Below are 21,936 nucleotides of genomic sequence, written 5' to 3' on the forward strand. Positions count from 1 at the left end.
GGGCGTCTTCCCCAATCCCGAAGCGCTGCTGCGGCTGGCCGGTGCGGTGCTGGTCGAGGCCCACGACGAGTGGCAGGTCTCCGACCGTCGCTACCTCTCCGAAGGCTCCATGGCCCTGCTGAAGCGGACCGAGCCGGTCGAGGAGGTGGCGCAGCCGGCCCTGATCGCGTCATAGTCACCACACCGCTGACCAGCACGGTGAGGACTACTTCCACCACTCAGCGGGACGTCACCCAGGCGTCGTCGACATCCTTCGGTTGCGGGACCGAGCGCCTGTCAGCGCGCCACCATCCTCCCCGCACAGGACAGAGCCAAGCACCTCGGCGAATTCGCGGCGCCAACCTCAGCCACCGGTCAACGGCGACCGAAGTCGGTCCACCCCCACCGGGCCGCTGGTGGGACGGCTCGCACTACGCGGTGCAAGAGCGCCCCTCGAACGCCGTCACTGGACCACCCCTCACGTGGCCCACATCGAGATCACTCCACGCGCCGGTCAGCAGCTCGCCGCATAGCCGCCACGCGCACCCGGCACCTCGATCAACCATCCATTGGAGACGTCTCTGTTCTTTCAAGATCGCGAGCCATCACACCTCATGCACTCTGGAGCTGCAGGTCGCGTCGTCTAGGTGGCAGCCGGCGGCCGATGGTGGGACTGCTGACCTCCGCTACAGGCCCGGTGGCCTTCCGCCAAGCGGCTCCCCCGCCAGCCGAACGCCCGGGCTGCCTTGCCAGGGGGATCAGCGCGAGCGATCCGGAGGGTCGCCTGACCGGGTCGCTGCCGTCGCCGACAGCGGCCAGCTCTCAAGGCCGTGCTCTCCCGCATCACGGGAAACCTGCGCGCCGCGGCGGTGCGCCGCGGCGACACCCGAGGTGGGCCCACTCGACCAACGAAGTCGCCAACAGGAGGTTCACGCAAGGGATACCGGAGATCGCCTTCCTAGCGTCCGCGGCCGTGATGTCGCTGCACAAATTGACCGCGGGTGACGGGTACCCGTATCTGACGCGGCAGGTCGCGGCGATGGACACCACCGAACGGGGCCTGGCCGGCCTGGGCGACTACTACTCCCAGCGCGGTGAGTCCCCCGGCGTCTGGGCCGGCGGTGGCCTGGCCGGGTTGAGCGGGGTGTCTGCCGGGCAGCCGGTCGGCGAGGCGCAGATGAAGGCGCTGTTCGGGCAGGGACGCCATCCCGACGCCGGGCACTTGGAGGCCCAGGCCCTGGCCGCCGGGGGAACGGCGGAGCAGGCGCGGGCCGCGGGTGCCCTCGGCCTGCCGTTCCTGATCTACCCCGCACCTGCTGATGGCCTCCGCGCTCGCTGCGCGCAGGAGTTCGCCGCGATCAACGTCGCACGTGGACGTCCGCGTGATGCGCCTCTGCCCGAGCCGGAGCGGGCCCGCATCCGTGGCGAGGTTGCGCGCGGGATGTTCACCGAGGTGTACGGCCGACCGCCGGCCGACGCCCGGGAGTTGTCGGGGTTCCTCGCCCGGGCCTCCCGGCCGGCAACCCGCGCGGTGGCCGGCTACGACCTGACCTTCTCGCCGGTGAAGTCGGTCTCGGCGCTGTGGGCACTGGCGCCGCGGGAGGTGGCCGAGCAGGTCGAGGCCGCCCATGCTGCCGCGGTTGCCGACACGCTGGCTTGGCTAGGACAACACGCCTGCTTCACCCGGCTGGGCGCCGGCGGGGCGCGCCAGGTGGAGACCACCGGGCTGATCGCGGCGGTGTTCACCCACCGCGACTCGCGCGCCGGGGATCCGGACCTGCACACCCACGTGGCGGTGAGCAACAAGGTGCAGACCGCCGACGGGCGGTGGCGGGCCCTGGACGGCCGGGTCCTCTACAAGGCCAACGTCGCGGCCTCGGAGCACTACAACACCCGACTGGAGGCCCACCTGGTGGCCGGACTGGGCGTGCGCTTCGCCGAGCGCTCGGGCCGGGAGCCGGGCAAGCGGACGGTCCGCGAGGTCGTCGGTGTCGACTCCCGGTTGCTCACCACCTGGTCCTCGCGGCGGCAGGCGATCGACGTCCGTCGCGGGCAGCTGGCCGCCGGCTTCCAGGCCGAGCACGGCCGTCCGCCGACGACGAGCGAGGCGATCGCGCTGGCTCAGCAGGCCACCTTGGAGACGCGGGAGGCCAAACACGAGCCGCGCTCGCTGGCCGAGCAGCGGGTGGCCTGGCGGCAGCAGGCCCTGGGCGTCCTCGGTAGCCCGTCGGACCTGGCCGCCATGCTCGACCGCGTCCTGCGTCGTGCTCCTGCGCCGCGTCCGCCCGGTGTCTCCGAGGTCTGGGTCCGGTCGGCTGCGGCCAGGGTGCTGGAGACGGTGAGCGGGCAGCGGGCGAGCTGGCAGTTCTGGCACGTGCACGCCGAGGCCGAGCGGGTGGTGCGCGCCGCCGGCCTGTCCCCCGGCGACGTCGAGAGCGCGGTGTCCCGGGTGACCGCGACGGCGCTGTCCCCCGCGCTGTCCGTTCCGCTGGGTGCACCGGATCCGGTGGTCGAGCCACCGGAGCTGCGCCGCTCGGACGGCGCCAGCGTCTACACCGTCGCCGGCGCCCAGCTCTACACCAGCCAGGCTGTGCTGGGCGCCGAGGCGCTGCTGATCACGGCCGCCGGGCGCACGGATGGGCGCCGGGCCGATGCGGCCGTCGTCGAGCTGGCGCTGCTGGAGGCCACCGCCAACGGCACCGAGCTCAACCCCGGGCAGGCGCAGCTGGTACGAGATCTGGCCGGCAGCGGCGCCCGGGTGCAGCTGGCCGTTGCCCCAGCCGGGGCAGGCAAGACCACCGCTCTGGCGACCCTGGCGCGGGCCTGGACCGCCAGCGGGGGCAGCGTGCTCGGGCTGGCTCCCTCCGCGGTCGCCGCGGCGACGATGCGCTCCTCCCTGGCCGGCCGCTGCGACACCCTGGCCAAGCTGACCTGGTCCCTCGACGCAGGCACGCCGCCGGAGTGGGTGGCCGACATCGGGCCGGGCACGCTGGTCGTCGTCGACGAGGCCGGCATGGCCGGCACCGTGGAGCTGGCCCGCGCCACCGACTACGTCCTGGGGCGCGGCGGCAGCGTCCGGTTGGTCGGCGACCCGCAGCAGCTGACCGCGGTCGCCGCCGGCGGGGTGCTGGGCGAGATCGCCGCCACGCACGGCGCGGTCACGCTCACCCAGGTGGTGCGCTTCGCCGACCCGGCCGAGGCCGCGGCCACCGTCGCCCTCCGCGACGGCGACATCGCCGGGCTGGGCTTCTACCTCGACGCCGGCCGGGTGCACGTCGGTGACCTGGCCACCTGCGCCGAGCAGGCCTATGCCGCGTGGGCGGCCGACCGCGACGCCGGCAAGGATGCACTGTTGCTGGCGGCCACGCGCGAGGTCGTGGTGCGGCTGAACGAGCAGGCTCGCGCCGACCGGCTGGCCCACTCCCCCGGCCCACCGGGCCCCGAGGTCGTTCTCGCCGACGGCACCCGCGCGGGGGCGGGCGACGCCGTGATCACCCGCCGCAACGACCGGACCCTGCCGCTCGGTGTCACCGACTGGGTGAAGAACGGCGACCGCTTCACCGTGCGGGCCGTCGGCGGCGACGGCGCCCTCGACGTCGTCCACACCGGCACCAAGCGACGCCTCACCCTGCCGGCGACCTACGTCCGGGAACACGTGCAGCTGGGCTACGCGGCCACCGTGCACGGCGCCCAGGGCGTCACCGCCGACACCTGCCACACCGTGCTGACCGGGGCCGAGAGCCGGCAGCTGCTCTACGTCGCGCTCTCCCGCGGCCGCGACGCCAACCACGTCTACCTCTCCACCGTCGGGGACGGCGACCCGCACAGCATCGTCACCCCTGCCGCCGTGTCCCCGCCGACCGCGACCGACCTGCTGGTCGCCACGCTGGCCCGCGACGACGCCCAGATCTCCGCGGCCGGCGCCCGCCGAGAGCTGGCCGACCCGGCCGCGCAGCTGCACACCGCCGCCGTCCGCTACGCCGACGCGTTGCGCTTCGCCGCCGAGCACCGCCTCGGACCGCGAGTCGCAGAAGAACTGGAGGGCGCCGCCGAGCATCTCCGGCCCGGGCTGACGGCGGCGCCGGCCTGGCCGGTGCTGCGCGGGCACCTGGCGCTGCTGGCCCTCGCCGGCAGCGACCCCGTCGCCGCGCTGACCACTGCCGCCGGGTTGCGGGGACTGGACAGCGCCGCCGACCCGGCTGCGGTCCTGGACTGGCGGCTGTCCGCCACCGGCCCGCCCGGTCCGCTGGCGTGGTTGCCCGCTGTCCCCGCTGCGCTGGCCGACGATCCGCACTGGGGCCCCTACCTGGCCGCCCGCGCCACCCAGGTCACCGGCTGCGCGGCCCGGGTCGCGGCCGCGGCCGGGACCATGACACCGGCCACCGCACCCGGCTGGGCCCGCTCTCTACTGGCCGACGAACGGGCCGCCCTGCGCGCGGACCTCGCCGTCTGGCGGGCCGCCCTGGGCATCCCGGCCGACGACCGGCGACCCACCGGACCGCCGCGGTTCCCGACCGCCGAACGGCACCATCAGGTCCAGCTCAACCGGGCCCTCGCTGTCACCCCCGCGGGCCGGTCGGTGTGGGCGGCCCTGGCCGACAGCCTCGACTCCCGCATCCGCCACGACACCCACTGGCCGGCCCTGGCCGAGCGGCTGACCGCCGCCGACCGCGCCGGCCTAGATGCCGCCGGTCTGCTGGCTGCGGTCGCCGCCGGGCGGCCGTTGCCCGACGACCTGCCCGCTGCCGCCCTGTGGTGGCGGCTCGCGCCCCACCTGTCGCCTGCGACCGTGCCTCCCATCGGCCCCGACGCGGTGGCGCTGCGACCGGAGTGGTGCACCGTCCTCTTCGGGCTCCTGCCCGCCGAACACACCCAACGCGTACTGGGCGCCCCGGCGTGGCCGGCGCTGGTCGCCGCGGTCATCACCGGCATCCGCGCCGGCTGGAGCCCCGCCGACCTGCTTGGTGCCGCCGTCACCGGCCTGCCTGCGACGGTGGCCGTCGACCGAGCCGGCGACGAGATCGCCGAGGCCTTGGTGTTCCGCGTCGCCGCACTATCCGACCCCGCACCGATCGACGTCCTCGAGCCGCTGCCGGCCGACCTGCAGCCACCCGACGACGCGCACCTGTTGCTGCCCGTGGACGTCTCCACGACCGCCACCGCCCAGCCGGCGGACGTGCTGTCCGGCGACGAAGACGCGCCGTTCGACCCCGACTACGACACCCCTCCCCCGGCGCCGCCGCGGTATCGCACGCCGGACCCGTTCACCTCCACCGGCGCCGTCGATGCCGGCGACGACGCGGACTACCTGCTCGAGCAGCACTTCTGGGCCACCGCCGCCGTCCCCCGCGACCGGCTCATCGAGCTCAACACCCAGGCCGCCGCCTTCTTCACCGACCACTACGCCGCCTCGTGGGCACCGGGCTACCTGCACGACCGGCTGGGCACCGACCTCACCGCCGATCCGATGTTCACCCCCGGCTACGCCCCCGCCGGCTGGACCGCGCTCGCCGACCACCTGCGCGGCCTCGGCGCCACCGACCAGGAGCTGCTCGCCGCCGGCCTCGCCCAGCGCGCCCGCACCGGCGCGCTGATCGACCGGTTCCGCGACCGGCTCACCTTTCCCATCCACGACCTCGAGGGCGCCGTAGTCGGCTTCATCGCCCGCCGCAACCCCACCGCACCCCACGACGGACCCGCCGGGCCCAAGTACCTCAACACCCCGGGCACCGACCTGTACCGCAAGGGCGAGCACCTGTTCGGCCTCCACGAAGGTCGGGCCGCACTGACCGCCGGCGCCACTCCAGCCCTCGTCGAGGGACCGCTGGACGCCCTCGCCCTCACCCTGGCCGGTGCCGGACAGACCGTCGGCGTCGCCACCCTCGGCACCGCCCTCACCGACCAGCAAGCCCACCTCCTCGGCTCCTACATCCGCCCCGCCGGTCCCGGCATCCTCGTGGCCACCGACAACGACCCCGCCGGGCAGCAGGCCGCCGAGCGCATCTACTGGCAGCTCACCGCCCGGGGCGACGACCCACGCCGACTGGACCTCCCCGAGGGGTCGGATCCTGCAGACCTCCTCCACCGCGACGGCGCCACCGCTCTGCAGACGGCCATCGACACCTCGACCAGCCTCGCCGACACCTTGCTCGACGCCCGCCTCACCCCGGCCTTGCGCGACGGAAGCACTTCGGACATCCACGCGGCACTGCGCGACGTGGGCGCCGTCATCATCGCTCTGCCACCCAGCCGGTGGCTGGCCCACATCGACCGCGTCACCGAGGCCCTCGGCGTGCCGCCCGGCACCGTCCACAGGGCCGTGCTCGACACCGAACCGATCACAGCGCCGGCTCGCAGGGCTACGACCGGCACCGACCAGGCGTCCCGGTTGACGCCCCCATTCGAGGATCGTCACCGGACGGCTCTTACGGGACGGCCGTCGCCTGGCACACGACCTGATCTGCACCATTCCCGGTAGGGGTTCCTTCACTGGGACACGCGCCATTCGTGGGTCGGCCATCAACCTGCGCCGACCGGTATGACTGGGGCGTCGGTAGCGGCGACGATCGCAGCGCCTCACCGGCCCGCCGACGAGGGGGCCCTCGCCGGCCTCGTGATTCGGTCTGCTCCAGCCCCGGGGTCGGCGTTCGGGGCGCAGCACTCAGCGGAGGGTCGGGGTCGGTCGCCGGTTACTCGTAGTGGAACCAGTCCCGGACGCCGGCGACGTCGAGTAGGCGGGTCACCGGTCCAGCAGTGACGGCCAGGGTCAAGGCGACGCCGGCGGAGCGGGCGCGGTCGCGACAGGCGAGCAGCGCCCGTAGCCCGGAGGAGTCCAGGAACTGCAGCCCGCAGACGTCGAGCACGAGCCTCTCCAGTGTCCGATCAACGAGCAGGGCCTCGACGCAGCTGCGCAGCTCGGCCTCGCGGTAGAGGTCGAGTTCGCCGGTGACCAGCACGCGAAGGTGGTCACTGCGCTCCTCGGCGCGGACGGCGAACCCAATGTCTCCGGGGACGGACTGGCTCACTGGACTGCGACGACCACGAAGGCAGCGTCGTCCCTCAGTGTCGCGGCGCCGAGCACCTCGTCCAGTGCCCGCGCCACGTCGTCTGCCGGACGCCCGGCCAATGGGGCCAGCAGTGCCCGCACCTGCTGGTCGTCTGTCGCGCCGTGCCCGGCCACCACTTCGAGGGTTCCGTCGGTGAACAGCACCAGCAGGTCACCGCTGCGCATGGCGGTGGCGATCTCGCGGTAGGAGGCCTCCAGCGTCCAGCCCACAACCGGGGAGGTCCGGCCGACGCGTTCGATGCTGCCGTCGGCGCGGACGAGCAGCGGATGCGGGTGGCCGGCGAGCCCGACGGTCACCGTGGTCTGTCCCTCGCGGACCGGGGCGACAGCGACCAGCGCGGCCGTGCAGTAGTCCCGATCCCCTTCGTGGGCGCGGGCCATGACCGTGTTCAGCCGGGCCAGTGCACCGGCCGGCGTCCACGTCTCGGTCACGGTGGCCCGCAGTACCCACCGCGCAGTTCCGGTCAGGGCGGCGGCTGCGGTGCCCTTGCCGCAGGCGTCGCCGACCACGATCGCGCAGCCGCCCGCCGCGTCCGGTACGACGTCGTAGAAGTCGCCACCGACCTGGTCGGCGTTGGCGACGTGATACCGGGCAGCGATGTCCAGCCCGCGAATCTCCGGGATACGGGCCGGCAGCAGGCTGGACTGCAGGGTGCGGGCGATGTCCTCCGCGCCCCGGCGCAGCTGACTTTCCAGCTCAACGGTCCGGCGGGCGGCCAGCCGCAGCTCAAGCTCGTCCATGACCACCTGCGCCAGGTCGCTCAGCGAGGCCACCTGCGCGTCGGTCAGTTGACGGGGCTGCTGATCGATAATGCACAGCGTGCCCAGGTTGTGCCCGTCATGGGTCGTCAGCGGCACACCGGCGTAAAACTGCAGCCCGAGCTCGCCGGCGACCAGCGGGTTGGCCAGCGTGCGCGGGTCGTTGCGGGCGTCGTTGACCAGCCACGGCCCCGACTGCAGCACCGCCGAGGCGCACAGACCCGGCTCTCGGTCGACCTCCTCGGCGTCTACGCCGTGGTGGGACTTGAACCAGATGCGGTCGGCGTCGACGATGCTCACGATCGAGATGGGCACGTCGAACAGCCGGGCGGCCAACGAGGTGATGCGCTCGAAGGAGCCGTCCGGTGGACTGTCCAGCACCTCATAGCGGCGGACGGCCGCCAGCCGCTGAGCCTCGTCGGTGACCGTCGACATGAGCACGCCCCCTACGGCTGAAGTGGTCGGGACCGGACCCGTGGCGGCGCGCTCCGGCGGGCCACCAGGGAAACCCTATCCGCTGCTTTCTCTGCGTCACGCCGCGTAGGCGTCATCCCCGGCCGGGCACACGAAGCGCCCCGGCTCTAGGGTCGGCACGAGACGAGACGGCGTAGAGGGGCGGGTGGTGGTGGCGCCTGGGCTGTGGCCGTGCCGCGCCGTGCCGCACGGATTCGCCACCGTCTGGCATCACGAGCTACGCTCGCTGGCCGAACTGGTTCACCTGCGGGCCCGGCTGCGCACCGAGCTGACGGGAAGTCCGGTGGTGGTGCACCCGGAGCGGGAGCACTGGTCCGAGCGGATGGTGCTCATCGTCGATGAGCTGGCCTCCAACGGCCTACGCCACGGCGGGGCGCCCGTCGGGGCCATGCTCAGCAGATCCGGCGATCACTGGATGATCGCGATCACCGACTCCGCGGCCGGGCAACCACCCCATCCCGCGCAAGGCCGCGACCCCGGCCGCGGGGGGTTCGGCCTTTACCTGGTCGCCGACCTCGCCGACCACCACGGCTGGTCTCTCACCCGAAGCACCAAGATCGTCTGGGCCGTAATCTCAACCAGCAGGGACCAGCAAGTAGAAGAGGGGTGACGCACAGGCGGTTCATTCGCATCAACTGACCGCGTACAGCGAGCGGTGGGCCGAGCAACTGGCCTTCCGAGACGCGCTGCGCGGGGATCATGCTTTGATGCAGCGGTACGTCGCGTGCGAGGGTCAGCCACTCATGGCCGACGACCCGCAGGGGGATCGTCTGCGGGACGCCCGTACACGGAGGATGCGCACGGCCCGGCTGCATCGCAGAGGGTTCCCCTATCGGGGATGACTCAAGTCCGAGTGGCGTCCACCAGAGTGGTGTGCGACGGCCCCGCTGAGCAGCGGGCCCGGAACGTCGAGGCGGCCACCGCGTGATCTTCTGGAGACCTCTCACAGTCCTTCAGGAGTTCGACGCGATGACCGCTCCCAGCAGTATCGACCCTGCCCGCTTTCTGGACGAGCAGCTGGCCAGGCCAGCCCGGACCTGCTGCGGCAGATGCTCACCATCTTCATCAACACGCTCATGTCCGCGGAGGCCGATGCGGTCTGCGGCGCCGAGTACGGCGTCCGCTCGGCCGAGCGGGTCAACACCCGCAACGGCTACCGGACCCGGGAGTTCGACACCCGCGCCGGCACCTTGGACCTGGCGATCCCCAAGCTGCGGGCCGGCTCGTACTTCCCTGACTGGCTGCTCGAGCCCCGCCGGCGCGCCGAGCGGGCGCTGACCACCGTGGTGGCCACCTGCTACCTGCTGGGCGTCTCGACCCGGCGGATGGAGAAGCTGGTGGAGTCCCTCGGAATCACCCGGCTGAGCAAGTCCCGGGTCAGCGAGATGGCGCGACCTCGACGCGCAGGTCGCCGCGTTCCGCCACCGCCCCCTCGACCAGGGGCCTTACACGTTCGTGGCCGCCGACGCCCTGGTGCTCAAGGTCCGCGAGGGCGGCCGGGTGGTGAACGTGCACGCCCTGGTGGCCACCGGGGTCAACGGCGACGGGCACCGGGAAATCCTGGGCCTGCAGGTCACCTCCGCCGAGGACGGCGCCGGCGGAACGGCGTTCTTCCGCGATCTGACCGACCTACATCATGGGTTCTTCATGGCCCACTCGGACGCTCAATGAGCTGGCGGCGGTCTGACCTGCGGTTTTGCTCCCCCGATTGGACTCGAACCAATAACCCTGCGATTAACAGTCGCATGCTCTGCCAATTGAGCTACGGGGGATCGGCGGGCTGGCCCGCGCGCAGGGACGAGGTTACCCCACGCCGTCGACCGGGCTGCGGAGGGCCCGCCGCGTCGCGCGCCACACCGTCGGCGGTTACCGTGATCATCCACTCTCCTGCGTCCCACCTGGGGGTTCGCCATGGCGAAGCTGTCCTTCCTCGTCGGCTTCGGTGCCGGCTACGTGCTCGGCGCCAAGGCGGGCACCGAGCGCTACGAGCAGATCCGCCGCGCCTGGGAGCAGGCCAAGGACAACCCGCAGCTGCAGGGCCTGGCCGGTATGGCGCAGGCCCGCGCCGACGGCGTCCTGAACTCGGCCAAGGCCCGGGTCGGCCTCAGCAGCTCCGGCGACCGCTCGACGACGTCCGGCACGGGCTCGGTCCCGCGGGCCCGGGCGGCCTCCGGCACCACCCCGGCGTCGGACACCCCGCTGCCGCCGCCGGACACCTCCGGCGGCGTCTGATCCGTTGCGGGTCGCGGCCGGTTCAGCCCGGCTGGTCGGCCGCGACCGCCTCGGCGAGCTTCTGCCGCGCGGCCTCCCGCGCGGCGGGGTCGGCGCGGTCGGCGTCGTCGTCGAAGACGACGGTCCACTCGCGCTCGGCCCGACCCGGCAGCCGCCGGGCCACCAGGACCACCCCGCCCCCGCCCGGGAGCGGCGACCGCCGGCTGGCGACCACCGTCTGGTCCACCCGCCGGCGGACGACGGGCGGCAGGCCCCCCGCGTGGCGCAGCGCGTGCCGCTCGACCGGCAGCCGCGCCTGCACCCCCGGCTCCACCTCGGTCAGCGGGGTCACCTCGAACCGGCCCCCGCCGTCGCCGGTCGCCGTCCACCGGGCCGTGCCGACCTCGTGCCACGGCAGGAGGCCGACCTCACCGGCCTGCGGCAGCGGCAGGTCCGCCGGCACGCGGCGCAGCCCGCGGGACGTCGCCACCAGCCAGCCCTCGTCGCGGGCCAGGGTCCCCCAGGCCAGCACCCGCTCGTCCGGATCGGACGAGGCGAGCACCACCGCCCGCACGGCCTCCGGTGGCCGGGTGAACCGCCGCCGCAGCCGGTCCAGCAGCGTCACTCCCCCAGCCCGCCCATCGCCCGCTTGCGCAGCGAGATCGCCTGCTGCTCGAGGGCCATGAGCTGGCCGAAGGCCCTCATGTACTCGTCACCGGCCTCGACCGGGTTCATCCGCTGCAGCCGCCCCTTGAGCGCGGCCACCTGGCGGACGGTGTGCATCTCCTCCAGGCGGGCCAGCACCGCGTTCACGTAGCCGGCGTCGGCCTCACCCACCGAGCGCATCGGCTCGACGGCCAGGGCGGTCAGCAGCGCCGTCGCGCTCTCCCGCGAGCAGTGGGCGGCCACCTCGTCGAGCCACGCCGGGCCGGTGACCCGGGTGGCCGCCGCTCCCCCGGCCCCGGCGACCGCGGCGGCGACCGCCGCGTAGTCGGGGTCGGTGTACGCCGCGACGGGGATCGCGTCGAACGACGGCCCGGCGAGCTCCGGGCTCTGCAGCGCGGCCTTGAGCGCCTCCCGCTCGACCTCGACCGCGACGTCGTCCGGGCTCTTCTGCGGGGTCCGCGGCCGGCCGCGCTGCGGCGGGCCACCGCTGTCGCCGGTGATCCGGCGGACCCGCTCGAGCACCTCGGACTCGTCGGTGTTGCCGATCATCCCGGCCAGCTGGCGGGCGTAGGCCGGCCGCAGCGCGTGGTCCTTGATCTGCGCGACCAGCGGCGCGGTCTTCTCCAGCGCGGCGACCCGCCCCTCGACAGTGTCGAGGTCGTAGCCGGCCAGCGTGGTCTTGAGCACGAAGGCGATCAACGGCGTCCGGCGGCCCACCAGGTCCCGGACGGCGGCGTCGCCGTGCGCCTGCCGCAGCTCGCAGGGGTCGCGGCCGTCGGGCTCGACGGCGACGAAGGTCTGCCCGACGAAGCGCTGGTCCTCGGCGAAGGTCTTCATCGCCGCGGCCTGCCCGGCGGCGTCGCCGTCGAAGGTGTAGATGACCTCCCCGCGGAACTCGTCCTGGTCCATCAGCAGCCGGCGCAGCACGCTGATGTGCTCGGGGCCGAACGCGGTCCCGCACGAAGCGACCGCGGTGGTCACCCCGGCCAGGTGGCAGGCCATGACGTCGGTGTAGCCCTCGACGACGACGGCCTGGTGGCGGCGGGCGATGTCCCGCTTGGCCCGGTCGATGCCGTAGAGCACGCTGCTCTTCTTGTAGAGCGGCGTCTCCGGGGTGTTGAGGTACTTGGGGCCCGGGTCGTCCTCCATCAGCTTGCGGGCGCCGAAGCCGATGACGTCGCCGGTGATGTCGCGGATCGGCCAGACCAGCCGCCGGTGGAAGCGGTCGATGAGCGTGCCGCGGCTGGACTCCTTGGCCAGGCCCGCGGTCACCAGCTCCTGCTGGGTGAAGCCCGCGCCGCGCAGGTGGCGGGTCAGCGCGTCCCAGCCGCCCGGGGCGAAGCCGCAGCCGAAGTCCAGCGCCACCTGCCGGTCGAAGCCACGGTCGGCGAGGAACTGCCGGGCCGGCGCGGCGTCCGGGCTGCCCAGCTGCTCGGCGTAGAAGGCCGCGGCCGCGGTGTTGGCCGCGACCAACCGGGCCCGTTGCCCGACCTGGGAACGGTCGGGCGCGCCGGTGGGGCGGCCGCCGTCGTCCTCGTAGTGCAGCTCGAGGTTGGCCCGTCCGGCCAGCAGCTCGACCGCCTCGGTGAACGACAGGTGGTCGATCTCCTGCACGAAGCGGATGACGTCACCGCCGACGCCGCAGCCGAAGCAGTTCCCGGTGAGGATGTCGTCCTCGAGCGTGAAGGCGTGCGTCCCCGGGACCTCCGCGCAGAACACCTCCTCCACCCGGTCGGTCCACTCGACCGACCGGACGACCCAGCTCCTCCTCCAGTGCCGGGCCTCAGAGTGCTTCCAGGCCGTCCGTAGCAGAGCCGCCTCCAGGGCCCGCGCCGGGCGGGCCCGCAGGTCGGCGGAGGGGTCCGGCACCCAGCGCGCCACCTCCGCCTCCTTGCGTCCGAGGAGCGTGGCCACCGCCCGCCGCGTCGATCCCGTCCCACCGGCCGACGCGATCCGTGGGACGGGCCGTGTCACGGCGACGGACGACACCAGCCGGTCGCCGGGCAACAGGTCCCTGGTGACGGTCTCCCGTCGGTCCTGACGCCTCGGCCCGGAGGTGACGAACCAGCGGTGCTCGTCGGTCGCGTGGAGGACCTTCGTCCGGCCGTTGCGGGTGAGCGTCAGCTTCATCAGACGCTGCAGGCCGTAGGACCGGAACGGCGCCTCGACCCAGCGGCCGTCGCCGTCGAGCACCCGGACCGTGCGGCCGGCGAGCTCGCGGATGGGGACGACGCCGTCCTCGGTGAGGACCCCGGTCTCGCCGGCCAGGCAGTGGTAGAGGCCCCTCGACGGCGTGACGTGGAACGAAGGCGACTTCTCGTCGTGGAACGGGCACAGCCCCTTGAGGCTGCCGCCACCCGCGCGCTTGAGCTGCAGGTGGTCGCCGACGATCTCGTCGATCTTCGACCGCTCGCGGACCAGCGCGATGTCGGCGGCCCGGATGCGTCCCCGCCCGGCCATCAGTCCCCTCCTCCGCCGCCGTCGCCACCGCCGCTGACTCCGCCGGCGACGGCGGCATCCCGGCGCGCCAGGACGAGCTCCACCCACAGCAGGAAGACCTGCTGGTGCAGCGGCAGCGGCAGCGGCACGTCGGCGGTCAGGGTCGGCCGGGGCGACCAGCCGCCGGTCGTCCCGCCGACGGCCACCTGCCGACCGTCGTCGGTGTACCGCAGCGCACCGCGCCACAGCGACGCACGCGCCGCATGCAGCACCAGGCCCTCGAGGTCGACGTCCCACGTGCCGCGCCACCACGACGTCTGCCGGGCGCGCAGCCGCGCGGTCCCCGCCAGGTCGGCCGGCCACCGGCCGACGAGCTCCCGCCCGTCCTTCGCGAGCACCCACTCGCGGTCGTCGACGACGGCCGTGGCCGCCTCCTTCCAGTTCGAGGCCCGCAGCGTGGCGACGACGACGCCGTCGCGGAGCACGGGCCGCACACCCTTCCCGGTACCGGCCGCGCCGGCCTTGCCCAGCTCGAGCACGCGCCTCACCCGATCCCCGGCGCGCCCGCGACGCTCTCGCCGGTCGCGCGGTAGAGCAGGTACGCCGCCGTCTCGCGGAGGATGTAGCGGAACTGCGTGGTGCGGGTCTGCACCGCCGGGCCCTGCCGGGTCGGCGAGCTGTCGGCGGTGATGCCGGCGTCCTCGGCCATCCGCTCCGCGCGCATGGCGTGCCACGGGTCGGTCACCAGCACCGCCGAGGCCCAGCCGCGCTCGTCGAACGCGACGCCGACGGCCTGCATGCTCTCCAGCGTGTCCGCGCCTTCCTCGACGGCCAGCAGCGCGTCCTCCGGGATCCCGGCCTCGGCCAGGTAGGCGCGGCCGGACTCGGCCTCGGTGTACTGGTCGCCGTCGGCCTTGCCGCCGACGGTCACGACCACCGGCGCGACGCCGTCCTCGTAGAGCGTGCGCGCGTGCTCGAGGCGCGCCTCGAAGATCGACGACGGGACGCCGTTGTACTGCGCCGACCCGAGCACCACGATCGCGTCCGACGGCGGCTGCGAGTCCTGCCGCGCCGTCCACCAGATCGCGGTGGCGGTGGAGACGACGAGCAGGACGACGGCGAGCAGCAGGGCGCCCACCACCCGGCCCACCAGGCTCCCCGCACGCACGCCCACGCGTCATGGGTACCACGCGGGTCCGTCCGTCCGGGGACGGTGCGGCGGGTGTGCCGGGCTACCCCCGCGAGATCTGCACACCCGTCGTCATCAGGCGCCTGATGACCGCCACTGTGCAGATCTCGCGAGGCCCCTCACGAGCCCTCGCGCTCGGCTCCCAGGGCGGCGCGGCCGGCCTCGAGCCGGGCCACCGGCACCCGGAACGGCGAGCAGGACACGTAGTCCAGCCCCACCTCGTGGAAGAAGTGCACCGAGTCGGGGTCGCCGCCGTGCTCGCCGCAGACGCCCAGCTTGAGGTCCGGCCGCGCCGATCGGCCCTCCTCGACGGCCACCTGCACGAGCCGGCCGACGCCCGGCCGGTCCAGCGACTCGAACGGCGAGACCCCGAAGATGCCCTTGTCCAGGTAGGCGTGGAAGAACGCGGCCTCGACGTCGTCCCGGGAGAAGCCCCAGGTCATCTGGGTGAGGTCGTTGGTGCCGAAGGAGAAGAACTCGGCCGACGCGGCGAGCTCCGCGGCGGTCAGCGCGGCGCGCGGTACCTCGATCATGGTGCCGATGAGGACGTCGAGCTCGGCGCCGCACTCGCCGAACACGTCCGCCAGCACCTGCTCGGACTCCTCGCGGATCGCCTCCAGCTCCTGCACCGCTCCCACCAGCGGGATCATGATCTCCGGCCGCGGGTCGCCGCCGGCCGCCTTGCGCTCGCAGGCCGCCTCGGCGATGGCCCGCACCTGCATGGCGAACAGCCCCTTGACCACCAGGCCGAGCCGCACGCCGCGCAGCCCCAGCATCGGGTTCTGCTCGTGCAGCCGGCGGACGGCGGCCAGCAGCCGCAGGTTGGCCTCGTCCGGGTGGCCCTGCGCCTCGGCGACCGCCACCCGCACCGAGAGGTCGGTGAGGTCGGGCAGGAACTCGTGCAGCGGCGGGTCGAGCAGCCGCACGGTCACCGGCAGCCCGTCCATCGCCTCGAAGATCTCCAGGAAGTCCTGCTTCTGCAGCGGGGCCAGCGCGTCCAGGGCGGCCTGCTTGCCCTCGTCGTCCTCGGCCAGGATCAGCTTCTCCACCAGCTGTCGCCGGTCGCCGAGGAACATGTGCTCGGTCCGGCACAGGCCGATCCCGCGGGCGCCGAAGCGGCGGGCGCGGGCGGAGTCCTCGGGGGTGTCGGCGTTGGTGCGCACGTCCAGGCGCCGGACCTCGTCGGCGTGGGTGAGGATGCGGTGCACGCTGCGTACCAGGTCGTCGGCCTCGGTGGAGTTGGGGTCGATCTCGCCCTCGAAGTAGCGGACGACGGCGGGGGCCTCGACCGGCACCTCGCCGAGCCACACCTTGCCGGTGGAGCCGTCGATGGAGATGACGTCGCCCTCCTCGACGGTGACGCCGCCGGGGGCGGTGAAGCGGCGGTTCTTCGTGTCGACCTGCAGCTCCTCCGCGCCGCACACGCAGGTCTTGCCCATGCCCCGCGCGACGACGGCGGCGTGCGAGGTCTTGCCGCCGCGGCTGGTGAGCACGCCCTCGGCGGCGATCATCCCGGCGAGGTCGTCGGGGTTGGTCTCCCGCCGGACCAGGACCACCTTCTCGCCCCGGTCGGCCCACTGGACGGCGGTCTCCGAGGCGAACACCGCCTTGCCGACCGCGGCGCCGGGCGAGGCGTTCATGCCCTGGGTGAGCTGGGTGGCGTCCCCGCCGGAGACGAACCGCGGGAACATCAGCTGGGCCAACTGGTCGCCGGTGACCCGCCGGACCGCCTCGTCCATGTCGATGAGGCCCTCGTCGACCAGCTGGGTGGCGATCCGGAAGGCCGCGGCCGCCGTCCGCTTGCCGACCCGGGTCTGCAGCATCCAGAGCTTGTTGCGCTCGACGGTGAACTCGATGTCGCACAGGTCGCGGTAGTGCGACTCCAGCGTGCTCATGGTCGACAGCAGCTCGCGGTAGGCGCCCTCGTCGATCCGCTCCAGCTCGGGCAGCGGCACGGTGTTGCGGATGCCGGCGACGACGTCCTCACCCTGCGCGTTCTGCAGGTAGTCGCCGTACACGCCCTGCTCGCCGGTGCCGGGGTCACGGGTGAACGCCACGCCCGTGCCCGAGTCCATGCCGAGGTTGCCGAACACCATGGAGCAGACGTTGACGGCGGTTCCGGCGTCCGAGGGGATGCGCTCGCGGCGGCGGTAGAGGACCGCCCGCTCGGAGTTCCACGAGTCGAAGACGGCGTTGATGGCCAGGTCCAGCTGCTCGCGCGGGTCCTGCGGGAAGTCGCGGCCGCAGTGCTCGCGCACGATGGCCTTGAACCGGCCGATGACGTCCTCGAGGTGCGCGGCGTCGAGGTCCAGGTCGGACTCGGTGCCCTGCTCGCGCTTGACCTCCTCGAGGGCCTCGTCGAACAGCTCACCCTCGATGCCGAGCACGGTCTTGCCGAACATCTGGATCAGCCGGCGGTAGGAGTCCCACGCGAAGCGCTCGCTGCCGGACTGGGCGGCCAGCCCGCGGACCGACTCGTCGTTGAGGCCGACGTTGAGGACGGTCTCCATCATCCCGGGCATCGACGCCGCGGCCCCGGAGCGCACCGAGACCAGCAGCGGGTCCGCCGGGTCGCCGAGGGTCTTGCCCATCGCCTTCTCCAGCGCGGTCAGGTGCTCGGTGACCTGGTTGGCGAGGTCCGGCGGGGTGTTGCCGTGCTCGAGGTAGTGGCGGCAGGCGTCGGTGGTGATGGTGAACCCGGGCGGCACCGGCAGCCCGAGGTTGGTCATCTCCGCCAGGTTGGCGCCCTTGCCGCCCAGCAGGTCCTTCTGGTCCTTGTTGCCCTCGCTGAAGTCGTAGACCCAGGTGACCGTCCCGGTACCGCTGCCCACCGTGCACCTCCGCGCTCGTCCGCCGGCTGGTCGCTGCCTGCCGGGGACGGCGCCCCGGGTCCCCCGTCCGCCGCCCCAGCGAGCCCGGCCCGAGGCGTAGACGTCTCATACGTCCGCTCGGGGCCAGGCAGTGATGGTGGCCCACCGGTCGGTGACACGCCAGCCTGCGGCGCAGGACGGTGCGGGCGGCCCCGTCCCGGGCACCGCCGCGCGCCCTGGTGACGTCCTGGAACGACCGTCAGCCAGGGGCCGCGCGACGTGGGGGGAAGGGCGGTGCTCCGTCAGCCGGCCGAGGTCCCGCAGACGCGGGCGCCCTGCTCGCTGACGACGGTGAGGGTGGTGGTGCTGCCGTCGCTCCAGGCGACGTCGACGCGCTGCACCGGTGCGCCGTCCAGCTCGTCGGCGATGGTGCCCGCGATCTGCCCGGTGCCCCCCGCGGCGTACTCGGTGGGCAGCGCCGCGGGCGCCATCCGGGCGCGTTCGTCGGCGCACAGCAGGCCGTGGGCGGTCTCGACGTCGTCCTGGGCCAGCGCGGCGAGGAACACCCCGGTGACCTCGCGGGCCTGCTCCTCCGGGCTGCCCTTGACCAGCGGCAGCCCGACGGCCATGCCGACGGCGACCGCCACGGTCCCGCCGATCACCGCGAGGATCAGCGCGCGCGCCGGGCGCGGGGTGCCGGTGTGCAGCGGCGCCGGGTCGTCGTCGTAGAGGTAGGGGCCGTCACTCATGGCACTCACCCGCCGCTCACGAGCAGCTCGGCCCCGGCCGGCGGCCGGGGGTCGTCGCGGTCGGCCAGCCAGCCCTCGGGCAGCGCCACGGGACGCGGGGGGCTGGTGCGCCCGCGCGGCCCGCCGAGCACCGCCTCCGGGTAGGGCTGGTCGGGGATGCCGGCCAGCAGCTCGGCCAGCTCGTCGAGGGAACTGACCATGGCCAGCGCGCGGCGGACGTCGGAGCCGACGGCGAACCCCTTCAGGTACCAGGCGACGTGCTTGCGGAAGTCGGTGCAGCCGTGCAGCTCGCCCTGCTCCTCGGAGAGCAGCGTGGCGTGCCGGTGCATGACCGCGGCCACCTCCCGCAGCGTCGGCAGGGCGCGGCGGCTCTCGCCCGCGAAGGCGGCGGCCAGGTCGCCGAACAGCCACGGCCGGCCCAGGCAGCCCCGCCCGATGACGACACCGGCGCACCCGGTCCCGGCGACGATCCGCAGCGCGTCGTCGGCCTCCCAGATGTCCCCGTTGCCGAGCACCGGGATGTCGACGGTCTCGACCAGCCGCGCGATCGGCGCCCAGTCGGCGGTGCCGCTGTAGAGCTGGTCGGCGGTGCGCCCGTGCAGGGTGATCGCCGCGGCGCCCTGGTCCTGCGCGATCCGCCCGGCGTCGAGGTAGGTGACGTGGTCGGCGTCGATGCCGATGCGGGTCTTCACCGTGACCGGGACGTCGCCGGCGGCACGGACGGCCGCCCGCACGATGTCGGCGAACAGCACGCGCCGCCACGGGAGCGCCGAGCCGCCGCCCTTGCGGGTCACCTTGGGCACCGGGCAGCCGAAGTTCAGGTCGATGTGCGCCGGGCGGGTGCCGGCGACGCCCTCGTCGACCAGCATCTCCACCGCGCGGCCGACCGTGGCCGGGTCGACGCCGTAGAGCTGGACCGAGAAGGCGTCCTGCTCGTCGGGGGTGGCGCGGACCATCTGCAGCGTCTTCTCGTTGCGCTCGACCAGCGCCCGCGTGGTGATCATCTCGCAGACGTAGAGGCCGGCGCCGAACTCCCGGCACAGCGTGCGGAAGGCCGGGTTGGTGATGCCGGCCATCGGCGCGAGCACCACGGCCGGGTCGACGGTGAGCGGGCCCAGGCGCAGCGGAGCGGGGCCGGTCGCGGGGGACGACGGCCGCTCGAGGACGCTGCTGCTCACGGTCCCAGGGTAGGTGGCGAGCCGGATCACCCCCGTCGGCGGTTTCCGCGGAAACCGCCGCGCGGCGGTCGCGGGCACCCGCCCTGGTGCGGGACTCTCCGTGTCCGCCGCGCGGGGAGCGGGCCCCCGCCGGGCCGCCGGACCCGTGACCAGCCCCTTCGCGACGGGGCCGCTCCTATGCTCCGCGCAGCGTGCGCCGGGACGGCGTCCACCGGGGTGGCCGGCGCACGGGTCTGCTCTCCGAGGGAGCCCGCGGGATGAGTCCACGGCGGTTCGGCGACTACGAACTCGAGGCGCTCATCGGCGTCGGCGGCATGGGAGAGGTCTGGCGGGCCAGGGACACCCGACGGGACCGGTGGGTCGCGCTCAAGCTGCTCCCCGAGAGCCTCAACCGGGACCCGGAGTTCCTGAGCCGCTTCCGCCGGGAGTCCCACGTCGCCGCGCGGCTCCGTGAGCCGCACATCATCCCGATCCACGACTACGGCGAGATCGACGGGCGGCTGTTCATCGACATGCGCCTGGTCGACGGCCGGGACCTGGCCGAGATCCTCACCGAGGGTCCGCTGCCGCCGGCCCGCGCCGTGGTGCTGCTGGCGCAGGTCGCCGACGCCCTCACCGCCGCCCACGCCGACGGCCTCGTGCACCGCGACGTCAAGCCCAGCAACATCCTGGTGACCGCCAACGACTTCGTCTACGTCGTCGACTTCGGCATCGCCCGGTCGGTGGGCAGCACCCGCACGTCGCTGACGATCACCGGCGCGACCGTCGGGACCCTCGACTACATGGCCCCCGAGCGGTTCACCCACCAGAGCATCGACGGGCGGGTGGACGTGTACTCGCTGGCCTGCGTCCTCGCCGAGTGCCTGACCGCCACCCGGCCCTTCCGCGGGGACGACCTGCCGGCCCTGCTCTTCGCCCACCTGAACTGCGACCCGCCGCGGCCCAGCGAGATGGTGGACGGCGTCCCCGCGGCCATGGACGACGTCATCGCCCGGGGCATGGCCAAGCGGGCCGACGACCGGTTCGCCACGCCGACCGAGCTGATCAGCGCCGCCCGGGCAGCCCTGGAGTCCGGTCCCGCACCCACCGTCCGCGCCTCCGCGACGGTGCCCGCCGCCCTCCCGCCGACCGTGGCACCGCCGCATCCCCCGTCCCCGTCACCGGCGGGCGTCGGGGTGGTGTCCCGGGACGGCCGGCACAGCTCGGTGGACCAGCTGCCCCCGCCGTCGGCACCGGGCACGACGCTCGCCCCGCCGTCCTCCAGGAGCCCGCGGGGACGGCGCAGAGCCGTGCCGGCCCTCGTCGTCGCGGCGGTGCTGGCGCTGGTGGCCGGCACGTACGCCGTCCTGCGCGGACCGTGGGCCGACGACGACGACGGTGCGGCCGCCTCGGCGGACGCGGGCTCGGCCGCCGCGGCCGAGCCGGACACGTCGGCGGTGCCGGCCCCGGCGCCGCCCGCCCAGAGCATGGCCATCCCGACCGTCGACCCCGAGGCCATCCCGGTCCGGCCCACTCCCGGCTACCTCGAGCTGTCCCCCGACGGCCGGTTCGCCTACATCGCCCACCGGGACGAGCGGATCCTCTCCGTCCTCGACACCACCACGCGGACGGTCAACGGCACCATCGACATCGACGCCGGCCCCCCGCACTTCCTCACCTTCACGCCCGACGGGAGCCGGGCCTACGTCACCGTGACCAACGCGCCGGAGTACACGGAGAACTTCGTGGTCGCGGTGGAGACAGTCACCAACGAGGTGAGCGCGCCGGTCCCGGTGGGGCTGCGGCCCTCCACGCCCGACACCTCCCCCGACGGGCGGCTGCTCTACGTCCCCCTGCACGACGAGCGCCGGGTCGAGGTCCTCGACACCGCCACGATGCGGGAGGCCGACTCCTACGAGGTGGTGCCCAACCCGCACTGGATCGAGGTCAGCGCCGACGGCCGGTGGGGCTACACCGCCAACCACGAGTCCAACCAGGTCAGCGTGCTCGACCTGCACGACGGCGGCCGGGTCCTGCTCACCCTCCCGGCGGGGACGTCCCCGCACAGCGTCGCCATCTCCCCCGACGGGACGCGGGTCGCCGTGACCAACTTCAACAGCGACGACGTGACGGTCATCGACACGGCGGCGAACACCGTCGTCGGGACCGTCGCCGTGGGCAGCAACCCCCAGGACATCGCCTACGCCCCCGACGGCCGGCACTTCTACACCGCCGACGTGGACAGCGACACCGTCACCGTGGTCGACACCGCGACCCTGGAGGTCACCGCACGGGTGCCCGCCGGGGACGGCCCGACCAGCGTCGACGTCGCCCCCGACGGGGTGAAGGCCTACGTCACCGGCCTCAACAGCGCCACGGTCACCGTCCTCACCGTCGGGGCGCCCTGAGCGAGGACCCCGTCCTCCCCACCCCTCGC

The 21,936-nt window shown here is 73.9% G+C and carries 13 protein-coding genes, 1 tRNA gene and 2 pseudogenes; 6 read left to right on the plus strand and 10 right to left on the minus strand.

Features of this window, described 5'->3' with window-relative positions; all coding sequences use genetic code 11:
* A pseudogene (locus tag ACI78Z_RS20930) lies at nucleotides 1-175 on the plus strand (IS256 family transposase); the annotation flags it as partial.
* 780 nt (nucleotides 176-955) lie between these two features.
* Entirely contained in the window at nucleotides 956-6,457 is a 5,502-nt protein-coding gene (mobF, locus tag ACI78Z_RS20935) for a MobF family relaxase (protein WP_457038479.1), read from the plus strand.
* A gap of 211 nt (nucleotides 6,458-6,668) precedes the next feature.
* Here the strand turns inward: mobF and ACI78Z_RS20940 are convergent, their stop codons facing one another.
* Together ACI78Z_RS20940 and ACI78Z_RS20945 are read right to left on the minus strand one after the other, a co-directional pair.
* Nucleotides 6,669-7,004, minus strand: coding sequence for an STAS domain-containing protein (locus ACI78Z_RS20940; RefSeq protein ID WP_457038459.1), 336 nt, complete (start codon nucleotides 7,002-7,004; stop codon nucleotides 6,669-6,671).
* Entirely contained in the window at nucleotides 7,001-8,239 is a 1,239-nt protein-coding gene (locus tag ACI78Z_RS20945; RefSeq protein WP_457038460.1) for a PP2C family protein-serine/threonine phosphatase, read from the minus strand. The genes ACI78Z_RS20940 and ACI78Z_RS20945 overlap by 4 nt, the downstream gene beginning before the upstream one ends.
* Nucleotides 8,240-8,459: 220 nt before the next feature.
* On the opposite strand from ACI78Z_RS20945, the gene ACI78Z_RS20950 reads away from it, so the two are divergent.
* Both ACI78Z_RS20950 and ACI78Z_RS20955 read left to right on the plus strand, forming a co-directional pair.
* Complete coding sequence (locus ACI78Z_RS20950) at nucleotides 8,460-8,888, plus strand: ATP-binding protein (protein ID WP_457038461.1); 429 nt, start codon at nucleotides 8,460-8,462, stop codon at nucleotides 8,886-8,888.
* A gap of 359 nt (nucleotides 8,889-9,247) precedes the next feature.
* Nucleotides 9,248-9,901: pseudogene (locus tag ACI78Z_RS20955) on the plus strand (IS256 family transposase); the annotation flags it as partial.
* A gap of 76 nt (nucleotides 9,902-9,977) precedes the next feature.
* Here ACI78Z_RS20955 and ACI78Z_RS20960 read toward each other — a convergent pair.
* A tRNA-Asn gene (locus ACI78Z_RS20960) sits at nucleotides 9,978-10,050 on the minus strand.
* Between the two features lie 139 nt (nucleotides 10,051-10,189).
* Between ACI78Z_RS20960 and ACI78Z_RS20965 the strand changes: the two genes are divergently transcribed.
* Nucleotides 10,190-10,510, plus strand: coding sequence for a hypothetical protein (locus ACI78Z_RS20965; protein ID WP_457038462.1), 321 nt, complete (start codon nucleotides 10,190-10,192; stop codon nucleotides 10,508-10,510).
* Between the two features lie 22 nt (nucleotides 10,511-10,532).
* Here the strand turns inward: ACI78Z_RS20965 and ACI78Z_RS20970 are convergent, their stop codons facing one another.
* The 7 genes from ACI78Z_RS20970 to dusB form a co-directional block, all read right to left on the minus strand.
* Nucleotides 10,533-11,114: a hypothetical protein gene (locus tag ACI78Z_RS20970; protein ID WP_457038463.1), complete on the minus strand. Its 582-nt coding sequence runs from the start codon at nucleotides 11,112-11,114 to the stop codon at nucleotides 10,533-10,535.
* On the minus strand, nucleotides 11,111-13,615 hold the full coding sequence (gene dnaG / locus ACI78Z_RS20975) for a DNA primase (protein ID WP_457038464.1): 2,505 nt from the start codon (nucleotides 13,613-13,615) through the stop codon (nucleotides 11,111-11,113). The genes ACI78Z_RS20970 and dnaG overlap by 4 nt, the downstream gene beginning before the upstream one ends.
* The gene (locus tag ACI78Z_RS20980; RefSeq protein WP_457038465.1) at nucleotides 13,615-14,142 is read right to left on the minus strand and encodes a hypothetical protein; all 528 of its coding nucleotides are present in this window, start codon (nucleotides 14,140-14,142) and stop codon (nucleotides 13,615-13,617) included. Before ACI78Z_RS20980 ends, dnaG begins: the two co-directional genes overlap by 1 nt.
* Nucleotides 14,139-14,768 carry a YdcF family protein gene (locus ACI78Z_RS20985; protein ID WP_457038466.1) on the minus strand — a complete coding sequence of 210 codons (630 nt, stop codon included), beginning with the start codon at nucleotides 14,766-14,768 and terminating at the stop codon, nucleotides 14,139-14,141. The genes ACI78Z_RS20980 and ACI78Z_RS20985 overlap by 4 nt, the downstream gene beginning before the upstream one ends.
* Before the next feature lie 134 nt (nucleotides 14,769-14,902).
* Nucleotides 14,903-17,614 (minus strand): pyruvate, phosphate dikinase, encoded by a 2,712-nt coding sequence (ppdK, locus tag ACI78Z_RS20990; protein WP_457038467.1) that lies wholly within the window; start codon nucleotides 17,612-17,614, stop codon nucleotides 14,903-14,905.
* Nucleotides 17,615-17,895: 281 nt separating this feature from the next.
* On the minus strand, nucleotides 17,896-18,342 hold the full coding sequence (locus ACI78Z_RS20995; RefSeq protein WP_457038468.1) for a hypothetical protein: 447 nt from the start codon (nucleotides 18,340-18,342) through the stop codon (nucleotides 17,896-17,898).
* A gap of 5 nt (nucleotides 18,343-18,347) precedes the next feature.
* Nucleotides 18,348-19,520 (minus strand): tRNA dihydrouridine synthase DusB, encoded by a 1,173-nt coding sequence (gene dusB, locus ACI78Z_RS21000; protein WP_457038469.1) that lies wholly within the window; start codon nucleotides 19,518-19,520, stop codon nucleotides 18,348-18,350.
* 257 nt (nucleotides 19,521-19,777) lie between these two features.
* Here dusB and ACI78Z_RS21005 point away from each other — a divergent pair, with 257 nt between their 5' ends.
* Nucleotides 19,778-21,907: a serine/threonine-protein kinase gene (locus ACI78Z_RS21005; RefSeq protein ID WP_457038470.1), complete on the plus strand. Its 2,130-nt coding sequence runs from the start codon at nucleotides 19,778-19,780 to the stop codon at nucleotides 21,905-21,907.
* The last annotated feature ends 29 nt before the right edge of the window (nucleotides 21,908-21,936 follow it).

The organism is Geodermatophilus sp. SYSU D01176 (genome assembly GCF_054050015.1).

Excerpts from the sequence above, each read along its gene's own strand:
- mobF (WP_457038479.1), top strand. The coding sequence starts at position 956 with ATGTCGCTGCACAAATTGACCGCGGGTGACGGGTACCCGTATCTGACG.
- ACI78Z_RS20945 (WP_457038460.1), bottom strand. The coding sequence starts at position 8,239 with ATGTCGACGGTCACCGACGAGGCTCAGCGGCTGGCGGCCGTCCGCCGC.
- ACI78Z_RS20965 (WP_457038462.1), top strand. The coding sequence starts at position 10,190 with ATGGCGAAGCTGTCCTTCCTCGTCGGCTTCGGTGCCGGCTACGTGCTC.
- dnaG (WP_457038464.1), bottom strand. The coding sequence starts at position 13,615 with ATGGCCGGGCGGGGACGCATCCGGGCCGCCGACATCGCGCTGGTCCGC.
- ACI78Z_RS20995 (WP_457038468.1), bottom strand. The coding sequence starts at position 18,342 with ATGAGTGACGGCCCCTACCTCTACGACGACGACCCGGCGCCGCTGCAC.
- ACI78Z_RS21005 (WP_457038470.1), top strand. The coding sequence starts at position 19,778 with ATGAGTCCACGGCGGTTCGGCGACTACGAACTCGAGGCGCTCATCGGC.